Genomic DNA, 14233 nt, shown 5'->3' on the forward strand with positions numbered 1-14233 from the left:
TGCGGTTCGCAAGGAATGTTAAGGATTGCAATGTAGTGAACGCTGCGGGGACCGATGTGGAACGGTAGCGAACTGGTTAACAGATGCGTGATGTGATGTCCTTGCCGGCACAGATTGCCCGCGAGAACCGCGGGAATGTCTTGCCCCTTGCCGCGGTGGGCATGCTTGTGGCCGCTGCGGTGGTGGGCTCGGGCATCGACCTCAGCCGCGCCTACAAGGTGGAGAACAGGCTTCAGTCCGCTTGCGATGCGGGCGTGCTTGCCGGTCGCCGCACGGTCACGACCAACGGCTTCGACGCGGCTTCGCAGAGCGCGGCCAAGGCGTTCTTCGCCGCGAACTTCGACGACGGTCGCCAGGAAACCCATTCGACGGCCTTCACGGTCACGGCGGACGAAAAGGCCAACACGGTGACCGGCAAGGCCACGACCGTGCTCGACACCCTGATCATGCGCATTTTCGGTTACAACGACTTCACGCTGTCGGTGACCTGCGGATCGTCGATGGGCGTGGGCAATGCCGACATCATGATGGTGCTCGATACCACCGGATCGATGAACAATTCGCTGTCCTATTCGCAGACCCGCATCATGGCGCTGCGCGACGCGATGAAGAACTTCTACGACACGCTTGCCAATGCGACGTCCGGCACCAATGCCCGCATCCGCTATGGCTTCGTGCCCTATTCCTCCAGTGTGAACGTCGGTCGGCTGCTTTACGATGAGGACCCAAGCTATCTTGTCGATACGCGGACCTACCAGTCGCGGCAGGCCTATTTCATAGACTACACTTCGGCAACGAAGAGCGCCGGTACGCCGAGTTATCAGAATTACTCTGGCGCAGGCTGGTATCTCCTCAGCAACACGAGCTACTCCAACAACAAGTGCGGATACCAGGTCCCTTCGAACGATGCGGGCTATTCGGATTATGGTTCGCCCAGTTCCAGCACGAGTAAATCGGGAAGCGGATCCAGCTTGACGATAACCAAGACGACGACACAGGGGCAGAGAAAGGCGAGTTACCAGTGCTCCAGGTCGAGCTATGGTTATAGCTACTATATATGGGTATATTATGAAACCCGGGATAAAGTTACGTCTGATACGTATAGCAACGCCAAGGTGGTAACAAATCCGACTTCAAACTCGGATTTTTACTATTGGGAATACAAGCCGGTTTCTTATTCCACCAGCCAATACAAGGCGTTCTCGCCTGTCACGACTTATACAGGTGAAAGTGGCGCGACTGTCTCCTCCACCTGGGCCGGCTGCATCGAGGAGCGTAGTACGACCGCTTCGTCGAGCTTCAGCTATTCCTCGTCGAACGGCTATTCGCCCTCGGGTGCGCTGGATATCGATATCGACACGGCACCGTCCTCGGCGGATTCGACCAAATGGGCTCCGATGTGGCCCGAAGTGGCCTACCGGCGCTTCAACCAATATGGCTATCGCACGACTGCTACTTCGGATTCAGGGCGTTCCGCGTCATCCTATTGCCCGGCAAAGGCACAACTGCTTACCGGAATGAGCGAAGGCACCTTCGATTCTTATGCGGATTCACTGTCGGCGGAAGGCAGCACCTACCTCGATATCGGCATGATCTGGGGCGGTCGAATGCTGTCCCCGGACGGCATCTTCGCGGACAACGTCAACACCGAGCCATCCAATGGTGGTGAGGTTTCACGCCACATCGTGTTCATGACAGACGGTGTGATGGAACCCAATTACGACATCCAGCAGGCCTGGGGCATGGAATACTGGGATCGCCGGGTCACGAGCGATGGCTACAGCGACGATACTGCCCGCCATACCTCCCGTTTCCTCGCGGTCTGTAACGCGATCAAGGACAAGGGCATCCGAATCTGGGTTGTCGCCTTCACTTCCGGGTTATCGGACGACCTCAAGACCTGCGCGTCGGACAACAGTTCCTTTACGGCGAACAGTTCGGCCGAACTCAACACCGCCTTCCAGGAAATCGCCAAGCAGGTCGGCGAGTTGAGGATCGTGGAATGATCGTGCGCAGTCCCCTGGTTACCATGCTGCGTCGCTGCCGCCGCGAGAGCGACGGCGTGACTGCGGTGGAATTCGCCTTGGCATCGCCGGTGCTGATCATGCTGCTGGTCGGGATCTGGGATATCGGTCACATGGCCTACCTGTCCGCCGTGATGCACGGCGCAGTGCAGCAAGTTGCGCGCAAGGGCACGATCGAAGGCGCGGACACCTCGGCGGACGACGACTACGTGAAGAAGGTGGTGTCCGGCGTCGCGCCCGGCGCAAGGATCACGACGAGCCGCACCAGCTATTACGACTTTGCCGATATCAGCCGGCCTGAATCGTGGAACGACAACAACGGCAACGGGGTGTGCGACAATTCCGAAAGCTATGTCGATGAAAACGGCAATGGCCAGTGGGACGCGGACATCGGGCAGGACGGAAACGGCGGTTCGGGCGATGTCGTGCTCTACACGGTGAAGGTCACGTACGAACCGGTGTTTCCCTTGCCGTTCCTCGATAGCATGGACAACACGCGCACGCTTTCGGCCACCGCAGTGAAAAAGAACCAGCCTTATGCCCTGCAGGAACGGTACGGTTCTTCGGCGAGGACCTGCACATGATTGCCCGCGCCGTTCTGGCGGATCGGATCGCTCGTCTCGGCCGGGATCGCCGCGGCGTCTCGATCCTCGAATTCGCGCTGATCCTGCCGATCCTGATCACGCTGGGGCTCTACGGCACTGAACTGGCCTACATGGCGACGATCAACATGCAGGTCTCTCAGATTGCGACCTCGGTGGCCGACAATGCCTCGCGCCTTGGCCAGACGGACAACAGCTCGGTCACGCCAACGGTGACGGAAGACCAGATCTCCTCGGTCATCAAGGGCGCGTTGGTCGAAGGCAATGCCTTCGACTTCGAGACGAATGGCCGGATCATCCTCTCCAGCCTGGAGAAGAACGGCGCGACCGGCGGTCAGTACATCCACTGGCAGCGGTGCAGCGGGAGCCTTGCGAAGAACTCCGCATACGGCAAGCAGGGGGACTCGGTTACGGCCATGGGGACTTCGGGACACACGGTCACCGCACCCAGCGGATCGGCGGTGATGTATGCCGAGGTCTATTACCAGTATCAGCCGCTGTTCGGCACGATGTTCACGTCGAACACCCAGTTCCACCAGGAAGCGGCTTACGTGGTCAGGGACGATCGCAACCTGACGCCAGGCGTCACCGGAACCAGCGGCACCAACAGCTGCAGCTAGGTTTCCTGGCCGATCCGCAGCGCTCCGGCAGCGGCGACCAGCAGCGTGGCGGCGGCGAAGGCCATCGTCCAGATCGGCTCGCCCGGGAAGAAGGCTTTCATGATCGAGCCCATGACGGTGGCCACCAGCAACTGGGGCAGAACCACGAAGACGTTGAACAGACCCATGAATATGCCGAGCTTGGCCTGCGGCAGGCTGCTGGCGAGGATCGCGTAAGGCATTGCGAGGATCGAGGCCCAGGCAATGCCGATGCCGATTTCGCACAGGACCAGCGCATCGGGATCGCGCAGCAGCATGAAGCCGGCAAAGCCGGCCGCACCCGCCGTCAGGCACAGGGCGTGGGTCCGCGCCTTGCCGATACGACCTGCAAGCCAAGGCAGGATGAGCAGGGCAGCCAGTGCCGCGACGCCGTTATAGACGGAGAACAGCACGCCGACCCAGTTGCCTGCCTCCTGATAGGCCGCGCTTGCAGGGTCTGCAGATCCGAAATGATACTGGGCAACCACCGGTGTCGTGTTGATCCACATGATGAACAGGGCCGACCAGCTGAAGAACTGCACCAGTGCGAGGCGCTTCATGATCGGAGGCATGCCCGAGAAGTCACCGACAATTCCCGCCAGCATGGAGGCGGAACGACCGGCACGCGCCAGTCGGATCGCGACGATAACCGCGACGCCGTAGGCTGCCAGCAGGGCCGCGAGCAGGTAGACTTCCTTTTCCAGGCCCCACCCGCTTACTGCGAGCGCGACAAGTACGCCTGCGGCAATCCAGACCAGTCCGCCGAGCGGGCTGCGCGCTGCCAGCGCCTGTGACGTTGCCGTGGATTCACCTTCCTGCGTTTCGGCAAAGGCGGTCTGTTCCTCCGGTGAATATTCGCGCGTGCTGAGCACGGTCCACAGCACGGCGGCCAGCAGCGCCGCGCCGCCGGCCCAGAAGCTGAAGCGCACGGTGTCGGGGATTCCGCCGTCTGTCGCCGTATTCGAAACGCCGAGGTGATCGAGGACGTAGGGAAACAAGGATCCCACCACCGCACCAGCGCCGATGAAGGCAGTCTGCACTGCATAGCCGGCGGTGTGCTGGTCCTTGCGCAACATGTCTCCGACGAAGGCACGGAACGGTTCCATCGAGATGTTGAGGCTGGCATCGAGCATCCACAGCAGCATCGCCGCCATGAGCAGTCCGCCGCTTTCGGGCATGAGCAGGAGAGCGATGGTCGCCAGGATCGCTCCGGCGAGGAAGTAGGGACGACGACGGCCGAACCGGCCCAGCCAGGTGCGGTCGGACATGTGTCCGACGATCGGCTGAACCAGCAGGCCGGTAAGCGGTGCGGCCACCCACAGGGCAGGGAGGTCATCGATGCTGGAACCCAAAGACTGGAATACCCGGCTCATGTTTGCGTTCTGGAGAGCGAAGCCGATCTGGATGCCGAAGAAGCCGAAGCTGATGTTCCACAGTCCGGCAAACCCAAGCCGGGGCTTTTCGTTCACCGCAGGCATGTCTCCCTGCACGGGCATCTCCATGGCATCATCCCCAAAGGTCGGCGCGGAATGCATCGCCCCAAGGCGCGGCCGCGTCACAAGAGCAATCGCGTGGCATGCGGCGCAGCGCTCGGCAACATGCATACGAATGCCTAATATGCACGGCGTGACTGCCGGATGGGCATGCAGGGGGCGGGCGGCAGGCTCACCCCGTCGTGCTTTTGCGCGGGATCAGCCGGGTGCCGATCTGGCGGGGCGGAGGGGGGGAGTCCTCGATCTGGGCTACCAGCGTATCGACCAGGAGTTCCCCCGCGCTGCGCAGGTCCTGCATCACCGTAGTCAGCGGAGGATTGGTCATGCTGGCTGCCGGCAGGTCGTCGAAACCCATAACTGCCACGTCTTCGGGAACGCAGAGGCCTGCCGCTGCAAGTGCCTTCATCGCGCCGATGGCGATGAGGTCGCTGGCGGCGAAGACGGCATCGAAGGGGACGCCGCTTGCGATGATAGAGGCCATCGCCTCGCCGCCCAGTTCCTCATGGCTGATGACATTGCGCTTGAGCGCCGGGTCAGGCGCTATTCCGGCCGCTTCGAGCGCCATACACAGGCCGCGGTAGCGATCCGCGAATTCGGGATAGTGTTCGTCCGCCTGTCCCAGAAATGCGATCTTGTTCCGGCCCAGGCCGAGCAGGTGTTCGCCCGCAAGCTTGCCCGCGCCGAGATTGTCAGATCCCACGGTCGCGCCGATGTTGTCGTCGTCCACAGAACCCCAGCGCACGAAATGCGTGCCTTGTCCGACAAGTTGTTCCAGTCGGCTTTCATAGAGGGTGTAGTCGCCGTAGCCGAGCAGGATCAGGCCGTCGGCACGGTGGCTGTCCTGATAGCGCACGTGCCAGTCGTCCTCCATCTTCTGGAACGAGATCAGCAGGTCGAGGCCGCGATGGGCGCATTGGCGCGTGATCGACCCCAGCATCGAGAGGAAGAAGGGGTTGATCTTGGAATCGTCGGGGGTCTGTTCCTCGAAGAAGAGCAGCGCGATCGTGTTCGAACGCTGGGTGCGCAGCGAGGATGCGTTCTTGTCGACCGAGTAGTTGAGTTCGCGGGCGATCTCCTCGATCCGGGCGCGTGTGGCGGCGCTTACGGACTTGCTGCCACGCAATGCGCGACTGACGGTGGGCTGGGATACACCGGCGCGATAGGCGATGTCGAAACTCGTCGGTCGGTTGCTCGGCTTGCGTCCCACTTTCTTCTTCTCCCACGCCAGGTAGCCTGGATTCCGGCAACCCCATCCTGACGATCGCCAAGTTAATGCAATCGAATGAATTTCTCAGTTTTCCGACATAGTACGCTGGCACGATGCGGCGAGCCATGCCGTACCTTCGCATACGTATGCCATATTATGCGTAATGAAAACGTCCCTTATGCAAGGGTCATCGAGAGAGTCGCGGATGGAACTTCGGGCCTCATCGAAGCAGTTGTGGGTCACCAGTTTTCCGGGTCCCCGCAAGTAGGTTTAGGAGAGGACCAGAATGTCGCTTCGCAAAGAGTTTTCGGCTGCCCGGACTGCGTCCGGAATGGCCATTGCCATCGCGCTTGTTGCCGGCATTCCCGCCGCGGCGCAGGCGCAGGATACCGCCGCGGCCGATGATGCGGATACAGCCAATCAGGTGATCATCGTCACTGGTTTCCGTGCCAGTCTCGAGAATGCCATCAACGAGAAGAAGCAGGCCCAGCAGATCGTCGAATCGGTCTCGGCCGAAGATATCGGCAAGCTGCCCGATGCCTCGATCGCGGAATCGATCGCCCGCCTGCCGGGCCTGACCTCGCAGCGCGTTTCCGGCCGTTCGAACGCCATCGCCATTCGCGGCTTTGCGCCGGACTTCTCGACCACGCTGCTCAATGGACGCGAGCAGACCTCGACCGGCGACAACCGCGCCGTCGAGTATGACCAGTATCCGTCCGAGGTGATCAGCCAGGTCAACGTCTACAAGACGCCGATGGCGAGCCTTGTGGGGCAGGGTCTCTCGGGCACCGTCGACATGCGCACGATCCGTCCGCTCGAAGCGGGCAAGCGGGTCGTCTCCTTCGGTGCGCGCGGCTCCTATGCGGATCTCGGCAAGCTCAACACCGGCTCCGATGACATGGGCTACCGCGTCAACGGCATGTACGTGGACCAGTTCGCCAACAACACGATCGGCGTGGCACTGGGCGCCAGCTACACCGACGAGCCTTATCAGATCGAGGAATTCAACGCCTGGGGCTATGCCGACACGCCTGACGGCAACAAGGTGATCGGCGGCTCGAAGTCGTACAACACCTCGACCAAGCTCACGCGTCTGGGTCTCAACGGTACGCTGCAATGGCGGCCCGACCCGCGCTTCACCTCGACGATCGATGCGTTCTACTCGAACTTCAAGGACGACCAGATCAAGCGCGGCATCGAGCTTCCGCTCTACTGGGGTAATGCAACGCTCAATCCCGATTATACCGCCAGCGACGGCCTGATCACTTCGGGCAGCTTCGACGACGTCAAGGGCGTGCTGCGCAACGACGTGTTCCAGCGCCATGCCAAGCTCTACTCGTTCGGCTGGAACAACAAGTGGGAAGGCGACGACGGCTGGGATGCCATGTTCGACGCCAGCTACTCCAAGACCGACCGCAACGAGCTTTCTATCGAGAGCTATTCGGGCACGGGGCGCGGTGATCTGGGAGCGACCGATACCATCGGCTTCACGAGCAAGTCGAGCGGCACGGGCTTTACCCATGGCCTCGATTACGGCGACTACGACCTGATCCAGCTGACCTCGCCGCAGGGCTGGGGCGGTACCCAGATCGCGCAGGATGGCACCAGCATCGTCGGTGGTCAGGACGGTTACTACAACAACCGCATCGTCAAGGACGAACTCTGGCAGTTCCGCGTCGAGGTGCAGAAGCACATCCAGAACGGCTGGCTGGATTCGATCCGTGCAGGGTTGAACTACAACAACCGCTCCAAGTCGCTCGTTCCGGAAGAATACTTCCTCGGCCTTGCCGCCAATACCGACGGGCTCACCAGCGTTCCGGTGCCCGAGGAGTACCGCCTCGGCACTACCGACCTGAAGTACCTCGGCCTCGGTCCGGTCATCAGCTACAACCCGATCGACCTGATCAACGACGGTATCTACAACCTCGTCGCGAACCCCTACGGCGATGTCGTGGTCAAGAGCTACTCGATCCGCGAGCGGATAATGACCGGCTATGTCCAGGCCAACTTCGATGCCGATATCGGTTCGGCCAACCTGACCGGTAACATCGGCGTACAGGCGAACTGGACCGACCAGAACTCGAAGGGCGCAACGGCTGTCCTGCTTGGCACCAATCCCAACGGTTCGCCCAATGTGGGTTCGCTCGTGCGCAACGAAAGCACGGACTATCTCGACGTGCTGCCGAGCCTCAACCTCTCGCTGCGCCTGCCGAGCGACTTCGTGATCCGCTTCGCCGCATCGCGCGAGATCATTCGTCCGCGCCTTGACGACATGCGCGCTTCGCTCAGCACGAGCTACACGATTACCGGCAATGTGGCTCAGGTCACCGGCGAATCCGGCAATCCGGACCTGCGTCCGTGGCGCGCCAATGCCCTCGACCTGACCTTCGAGAAGTACTTCGGCGGCAAGGGCTATATCTCGGCCCAGTTCTTCTGGAAGGAACTCAAGAGCTACGTCTACAAGCAGGACATCACGATCCCGTCCAGCCTGCTGGCACTTGCCGATCCGGGCAATGGCGTGACCATCTCGCCGACGGCGCAGATCCAGGTTCCGATCAACGGGCAGGGCGGCAAGCTCTACGGCGTGGAGCTGGCGTCAACACTGCCGTTCGACACGTTCGTACCGGCGCTTGAAGGCTTCGGCGTGACCGGCAGCGTCGCTTACACGAAGACGAAGATCCAGCCCGAGCCGGGCGCGCCTTCCAGCGACCTTCCAGGCTATTCCAAGTGGGTCGCAAACGGCACCGCCTACTTCGAGAAGGCTGGCTTCAACCTGCGCGGTTCGGTTCGGTACCGCTCGACCTTCATTGGCGAGGTTTCCGGTTTCGCGGCCAATCGCGTACGTCGCCGGGCGGCTTCGGAGCTGATCGTCGACGGCCAGATCGGCTACGACTTCCAGGAAGGCAGCGCACTCGAAGGTCTCTCGCTTTACCTGCAGGGGCAGAACCTGACCGACGAACCTTTCATCACCACCAACCCCGGAGGCGATTCGCGCCAGATCATCGACTACCAGCGCTACGGTCGTCGTTTCCTGGCCGGCTTCTCCTACAAGTTCTGACGAATGCCCCGGCCCGGGCGCAACCCCGGGCCGGACCAGAGAATTCGGCGCCGGGAATCCCTCCTCCTCCAGCTCTCGGCGCCGGGCGGCGGAACCGCAATTTGGGACACAGTTTTGCGGTTCCGCCGCTCCCTGCACAGGGGATATGAGGAGGCACTGCCGGTGGAGCGCGCCGGGCCGAACCAGACGGGAGAGCAACAGGCGTGACCCAGACCCGCTTCAGCATCGTCATTGTCGGCGGCGGAACGGCCGGCTGGATGAGCGCCGCGGCACTCGCCCGCTTTGCCCCTCCCGGATACGCGGTGACGCTCGTGGAAAGCGAGGCGATCGGTACCGTCGGCGTCGGTGAGGCGACGATCCCGGCCATCCGCCTGTTCAACAAGGCTCTCGGCATCGACGAGGCGCAGTTCCTGCGCGAGACATCGGCTTCCTACAAGCTGGGCATCGCCTTCGACGGCTGGCTAGGCGAAGGCCACAGCTACATGCACGCCTTCGGAACGGTGGGCCGTCCCCTCGGCCTGCTGCCCTTCCGCCATTACTGGGCGCGCGCGAAGGCGGCGGGCATTGCCAAGCCGCTGGCACACTACGCTGCCAATGAACTGGCCGCGCGCACCGGACGCATGGCAACCGGCGTGTCCGGTCCCGGCATTCCCGAATTGCCCTGGGCCTATCATTTCGACGCCGGTCTCTATGCCGCCTTCCTGCGTCGCCTGGCGCAGAGCATGGGCGTCACCCGGCACGAGGGACGCATCGCCCGGGTCATCCGCAAGGATGAAGGCGATATCGCTGCGGTGCAGACCGAGGGCGGTCAGACGCTTGCGGCCGATTTCTTCATCGATTGCTCGGGCTTCAAGGGCCTGCTCATCGAAGAGGAACTGCAGACCGGCTATGAGGATTGGCGCCATTGGCTGCCCTGCGACCGCGCGGTCGCTGCACCTTGCGAGGCGGCGGGACCGTTCACGCCATATACCCGTTCGATTGCCCGCAGCGCCGGTTGGCAGTGGCGCATTCCGCTGCAGCATCGCATCGGCAACGGGCTCGTCTATTGCAGCGAGTACCTGAGCGACGACGCCGCAACCGGGTTGCTGCTGTCGCATCTCGAGGCGCCGGCGCAGGCCGATCCGCGCCTGTTGCGCTTCACGACCGGTCGCCGCCGCAAGGCGTGGAACCGCAACGTCCTGGCCGTAGGTCTGGCGAGCGGTTTCATGGAGCCGCTGGAGTCGACCTCTATCCACCTGATCCAGTCGACGATCATGCGGTTCCTGACCGTATTGCCCTGCGGTCCTGCAAGCCCTGCCATCGTCAGCGCGTTCAATCGCCGGACCGCGGAAGAATTCGAGAGCATCCGCGACTTCCTGATCCTGCACTACAAGGCCAATGCCCGCGCAGGCGAGCCGTTCTGGGATCGTTGCCGCGACATGGCCGTGCCTGATACGCTGGCCGCCCGCATCGCCGAGTTCGAGGAAGCCTGCCAGATTCAGCCTGCCGGTGACGAACTGTTCCAGGAGGCGGCCTGGCTGCAGGTGATGGCCGGGCAGGGGATCGAGCCGAACGGCTGGAACCCCATTGCCGATGCCCTGAGCGAGGAAGATCTCGCCGGCTTCCTCGGCGCCGTCGAACAGGCTTGTCTGCAGACGGTAGGCCCGATGCCGCGCCACATGGATTTCCTGGCGGCGACTTGCGCTTCGGCATTGTCCAGCTCCCCCGAATTGGAGACACTTCCTTGAGCAGATTTACCGCTTCGCTGGCCGCGATGGCCACATGCCTGCTCGCACAGACGGCCTCTGCCGCTCCGGCGGCACAGAGCGATTTTCGCGCGCGCAAGCCCGAGCAGGAAGTGATCTACTTCGTTCTGCCCGACCGCTTCGAGAACGGCGATCGGTCGAACGACAAGGGCGGGTTGAAGGGCGACAAGTTCTCGACCGGTTTCGATCCGGCGGACAAGGCCTTCTACCACGGCGGCGACCTCAAGGGCCTGATGCAGCGGCTCGACTATATCCAGCGCCTTGGCGCGACGGCGATATGGGTCGGCCCGATTTTCAAGAACAAGCCCGTGCAGGGCCCGGAAGGAAACAAGAGCGCAGGGTATCACGGTTACTGGATCACCGACTTCACGCAAGTCGATCCGCATTTCGGCACCAATGCCGATTTCAAGGCCCTCGTCGATGCGGCCCATGCGCGCGGGATGAAGGTCTACATGGACATCATCGCCAATCACACCGCCGACGTCATCCAGTACCGCGAAGGCAAGGAGGGCAACTACGCCTATCGCAGCAAGGCGGACTATCCCTATTCGACCCATGGCGATGCCAGCGGCAAGGCGATCAACCCGGGCTTTGCCGGTGACGACGTGGCGACGCCTCGGAACTGGGCGAAGCTGACCGATCCGTCGTTCGCCTACACACCCTTCGTGCCCAAGGCCGAGAAGAACGTGAAGGTTCCCGCCTGGCTCAACGATCCGATCTACTACCACAATCGCGGCGACACGAACTGGAAGGGCGAATCCTCGCAATACGGCGATTTCGTCGGGCTGGACGATCTGGCGACCGAGAATCCGCGCGTCGTGGAAGGGATGATCGCGATCTACGGGGACTGGATCGACCGGTTCGGCATAGACGGCTTTCGCATCGACACGGCCAGACACGTCAATCCGGAATTCTGGCGCGCCTTCGTCCCCGCGATGCTATCGCGCGCGCGACAAAAAGGCATCCCCAATTTTCATATCTTCGGGGAAGTCGCGACGGGTGAATACGACCCGGCACTGCTGGCGAGCTGGACGCGCAATGCCGGTCTGCCCGCCGTGCTCGACTTCGCTTTCATGCACGCCGTCATCGCTGCTGTGGACGGCAAGGCGGGGACGCAGGAACTGGCGCGGCTGGGAGAAGACGATGCACTCTACCAGGGCGGAGGGCAGGCGGCGTTGCAACTGCCCACGTTCCTCGGCAACCACGATGCCGGGCGCTTCGCCTACTTCATCAGGAAGGCCAATGCCGGGATCGCGCCTGAAGACCTGCTGGCGCGCGTAGAGCTGGGCCACGCCATGCTACTGACATTGCGCGGCGTGCCGACGATCTACTATGGCGACGAGCAGGGTTTCGGGGGCGAGGGCGGCGACCAGCTATCGCGGCAGGACATGTTCCCCTCGCGCACCGCGATCTACAACGCGGACAGCCTGGTCGGCACAGACGACACGAGCGCAGCATCGAACTTCGACGAGAGCCATCCGCTCTACAGGTTCATCGCGAAACTCGCAGCGCTGCGGGTGAACACGCCTGCCTTGACCTCCGGCACCACCAGGCTGCGCGCAACGTCGGAAGGCCCGGGGCTCTTCGCCGTCTCTCGCTTCGATCCCGACACCGGAAAGGAAGTGCTGCTGGCCTTCAATACCTCGGCCGAACCCATCACCGCGCAAGTCTCTGTCGAGACCGGTTCGCTCAAGTTCAAGACGCTGGCCGGCGCAGGGTGTCCTTCCATGGCAACGGCGCCGGGCAGCGCCGCCGTTTCCCTTCCGCCGCTGGGTTTTGCCGTCTGCGCGGCTGACGACTGATCCCCCAGACCAGTGCAACTCCTCCCTCCTGGACAACGATGACAGACGATATCATTTCATCCCCCCCTGCTGCGACCGGGCAAGCGGAATGGTGGCGCGGAGCCGCCATCTACCAGATCTACCCGCGCAGCTTCGCCGATTCCAACGGCGATGGCGTAGGAGACCTGCCGGGGATTACCTCGCGGCTCGATTACGTGGCCTCGCTTGGCGTCGAGGCGATCTGGATCTCTCCGTTCTACGCCTCGCCGATGGCCGACTTCGGATACGACATCTCTGACTATCGGGCGGTCGATCCGATTTTCGGCACGCTGGAGGATTTCGATGAGCTGGTCGCCCGTGCGGACGCACTTGGCCTGAAGGTCATCGTCGACCAGGTCTATGCTCATACATCGGACAAGCATGCCTGGTTCGAACAGAGCCGCGCAAGCCGGGACAATCCCTTTGCCGACTGGTACGTATGGGCCGATCCCAAGCCCGACGGCTCTCCGCCCAACAACTGGCAATCGGTGTTCGGCGGACCTTCGTGGTGCTGGGACGCGCGGCGCCGCCAGTATTACCTGCACAATTTCCTGCCGCAGCAACCGCAGCTCAACGTGCACAACCCCAGGGTTCAGGAGGCGCTGCTCGATGTCGCGCGGTTCTGGCTCGACCGGGGCGTTTCCGGCTTTCGCATCGACGCGCTCAACTTCACGATGCACGATCCCCTGCTGCGCGACAATCCGCCCGCACCGGAGGACGGCAAGCTGCGCACGCGCTCGTTCGATTACCAGCTGCAGACCTATAACCAGTCTCATGCCGATATCCCGCAGTTCATCGAAAAACTGCAGGCGCTGATCGCCAGCTACCCAGGTACGTTCTCGCTCGCCGAAGTCGGCGGTCGAAACGCCGAACGCGAAATGCGCGAGTTCACGGCAGGGGCCAAGCGGCTCGACAGTGCTTACGGGTTCGACTTCCTCTACGCCGACGCGCTCTCTCCCTCGCTCGTCCAAAGCGCTCTCGAAGGTTGGTCCGAGCAGCAATCTGCCGGGTGGCCGAGCTGGGCCTTCGAAAATCACGATGCCCCGCGCGCCCTCTCACGCTGGTGCAAGGCGCAGGATCGCGCGGCCTTCGCGCGGATGAAGGCGATGCTGCTGGCCTCGCTGAGGGGCAATCCGATCGTCTACCAGGGCGAGGAACTGGGCCTGCTGCAGGTCGATGTGCCTTTCGAAATGCTGCAGGACCCCGAGGCCATCGCGAACTGGCCGCTGACCCTTTCACGCGATGGCGCACGCACGCCGATGCCATGGCAGGGCGATGATGCCGCTGGCGGGTTCACCAGCGCAGAGCCGTGGCTTCCGCTGGGTGAAGAGAACCTCGCGCGCGCAGTGGACCGGCAGCAGGACGACCCGCAATCGCTGCTTAGCCTGACCCGCCACCTGATTGCCGTGCGGCGCGGCAATGCGCCCTTGCGGCGGGGTTCATGCGAGGTTCTGTTGGCCGACGAAACCCGCCTCGTGCTGCGCCGCGAATGCGAGGGGCAGGGCATCCTGGCCCTGTTCAACATGAGCGCCGAGCCGGCCGCATGGCCGGTCGAGGTGCCGACGCAGGCCAATGTTGTCGCCGCCGTCAATGGAGCAGAGCCCGGCACCTTGCCTGCCTGGGGCGCGCTCTGGATCAACTGAGGA

9 protein-coding genes are annotated in these 14233 nt (G+C 62.6%); 7 read left to right on the forward strand and 2 right to left on the reverse strand.

The annotated features are described in order from the left end of the window. The first annotated feature begins 95 nt into the window (after positions 1–95). From PP1Y_RS16540 to PP1Y_RS16550, 3 genes are read left to right on the forward strand one after another with little or no spacing between them, the layout of a single operon-like run. Positions 96–2006, forward strand: a complete 1911-nt coding sequence (locus tag PP1Y_RS16540) for a pilus assembly protein TadG-related protein (protein WP_232512407.1) — start codon at positions 96–98, stop codon at positions 2004–2006. Then, a complete protein-coding gene (locus PP1Y_RS16545) occupies positions 2003–2608 on the forward strand; it encodes a TadE/TadG family type IV pilus assembly protein (protein WP_051010049.1) in 606 nt (201 codons plus the stop codon). The genes PP1Y_RS16540 and PP1Y_RS16545 overlap by 4 nt, the downstream gene beginning before the upstream one ends. After that, positions 2605–3246 carry a TadE/TadG family type IV pilus assembly protein gene (locus PP1Y_RS16550; protein ID WP_013833259.1) on the forward strand — a complete coding sequence of 214 codons (642 nt, stop codon included), beginning with the start codon at positions 2605–2607 and terminating at the stop codon, positions 3244–3246. The genes PP1Y_RS16545 and PP1Y_RS16550 overlap by 4 nt, the downstream gene beginning before the upstream one ends. Here the strand turns inward: PP1Y_RS16550 and PP1Y_RS16555 are convergent. Beyond that, positions 3243–4766 carry an MFS transporter gene (locus PP1Y_RS16555; protein WP_232512408.1) on the reverse strand — a complete coding sequence of 508 codons (1524 nt, stop codon included), beginning with the start codon at positions 4764–4766 and terminating at the stop codon, positions 3243–3245. The genes PP1Y_RS16550 and PP1Y_RS16555 overlap by 4 nt on opposite strands. 163 nt (positions 4767–4929) lie before the next feature. After that, the gene (locus tag PP1Y_RS16560; RefSeq protein ID WP_013833261.1) at positions 4930–5964 is read right to left on the reverse strand and encodes a LacI family DNA-binding transcriptional regulator; all 1035 of its coding nucleotides are present in this window, start codon (positions 5962–5964) and stop codon (positions 4930–4932) included. Positions 5965–6295: 331 nt separating this feature from the next. Here PP1Y_RS16560 and PP1Y_RS16565 point away from each other — a divergent pair, with 331 nt between their 5' ends. From PP1Y_RS16565 to PP1Y_RS16585, 4 genes are all read left to right on the forward strand, one after another. Further along, positions 6296–9022: a TonB-dependent receptor gene (locus PP1Y_RS16565; RefSeq protein WP_013833262.1), complete on the forward strand. Its 2727-nt coding sequence runs from the start codon at positions 6296–6298 to the stop codon at positions 9020–9022. 203 nt (positions 9023–9225) lie between these two features. After that, on the forward strand, positions 9226–10749 hold the full coding sequence (locus PP1Y_RS16575; protein WP_013833263.1) for a tryptophan halogenase family protein: 1524 nt from the start codon (positions 9226–9228) through the stop codon (positions 10747–10749). A gap of 26 nt (positions 10750–10775) precedes the next feature. Next, positions 10776–12569: an alpha-amylase family glycosyl hydrolase gene (locus PP1Y_RS16580; RefSeq protein ID WP_013833264.1), complete on the forward strand. Its 1794-nt coding sequence runs from the start codon at positions 10776–10778 to the stop codon at positions 12567–12569. A 38-nt stretch (positions 12570–12607) separates the two neighbouring features. Then, positions 12608–14230 (forward strand): alpha-amylase family glycosyl hydrolase, encoded by a 1623-nt coding sequence (locus tag PP1Y_RS16585; protein WP_013833265.1) that lies wholly within the window; start codon positions 12608–12610, stop codon positions 14228–14230. Positions 14231–14233 lie beyond the last annotated feature (3 nt).

The organism is Novosphingobium sp. PP1Y, assembly GCF_000253255.1.
GTDB lineage: Bacteria > Pseudomonadota > Alphaproteobacteria > Sphingomonadales > Sphingomonadaceae > Novosphingobium.

Coding starts and splice junctions, on each gene's coding strand:
- PP1Y_RS16565 (WP_013833262.1), top strand. CDS start 6,296: ATGGCCATTGCCATCGCGCTTGTTGCCGGCATTCCCGCCGCGGCGCAG.
- PP1Y_RS16580 (WP_013833264.1), top strand. CDS start 10,776: ATGGCCACATGCCTGCTCGCACAGACGGCCTCTGCCGCTCCGGCGGCA.
- PP1Y_RS16585 (WP_013833265.1), top strand. CDS start 12,608: ATGACAGACGATATCATTTCATCCCCCCCTGCTGCGACCGGGCAAGCG.
- PP1Y_RS16550 (WP_013833259.1), top strand. CDS start 2,605: ATGATTGCCCGCGCCGTTCTGGCGGATCGGATCGCTCGTCTCGGCCGG.
- PP1Y_RS16555 (WP_232512408.1), bottom strand. CDS start 4,766: ATGGAGATGCCCGTGCAGGGAGACATGCCTGCGGTGAACGAAAAGCCC.
- PP1Y_RS16545 (WP_051010049.1), top strand. CDS start 2,003: ATGATCGTGCGCAGTCCCCTGGTTACCATGCTGCGTCGCTGCCGCCGC.
- PP1Y_RS16540 (WP_232512407.1), top strand. CDS start 96: ATGTCCTTGCCGGCACAGATTGCCCGCGAGAACCGCGGGAATGTCTTG.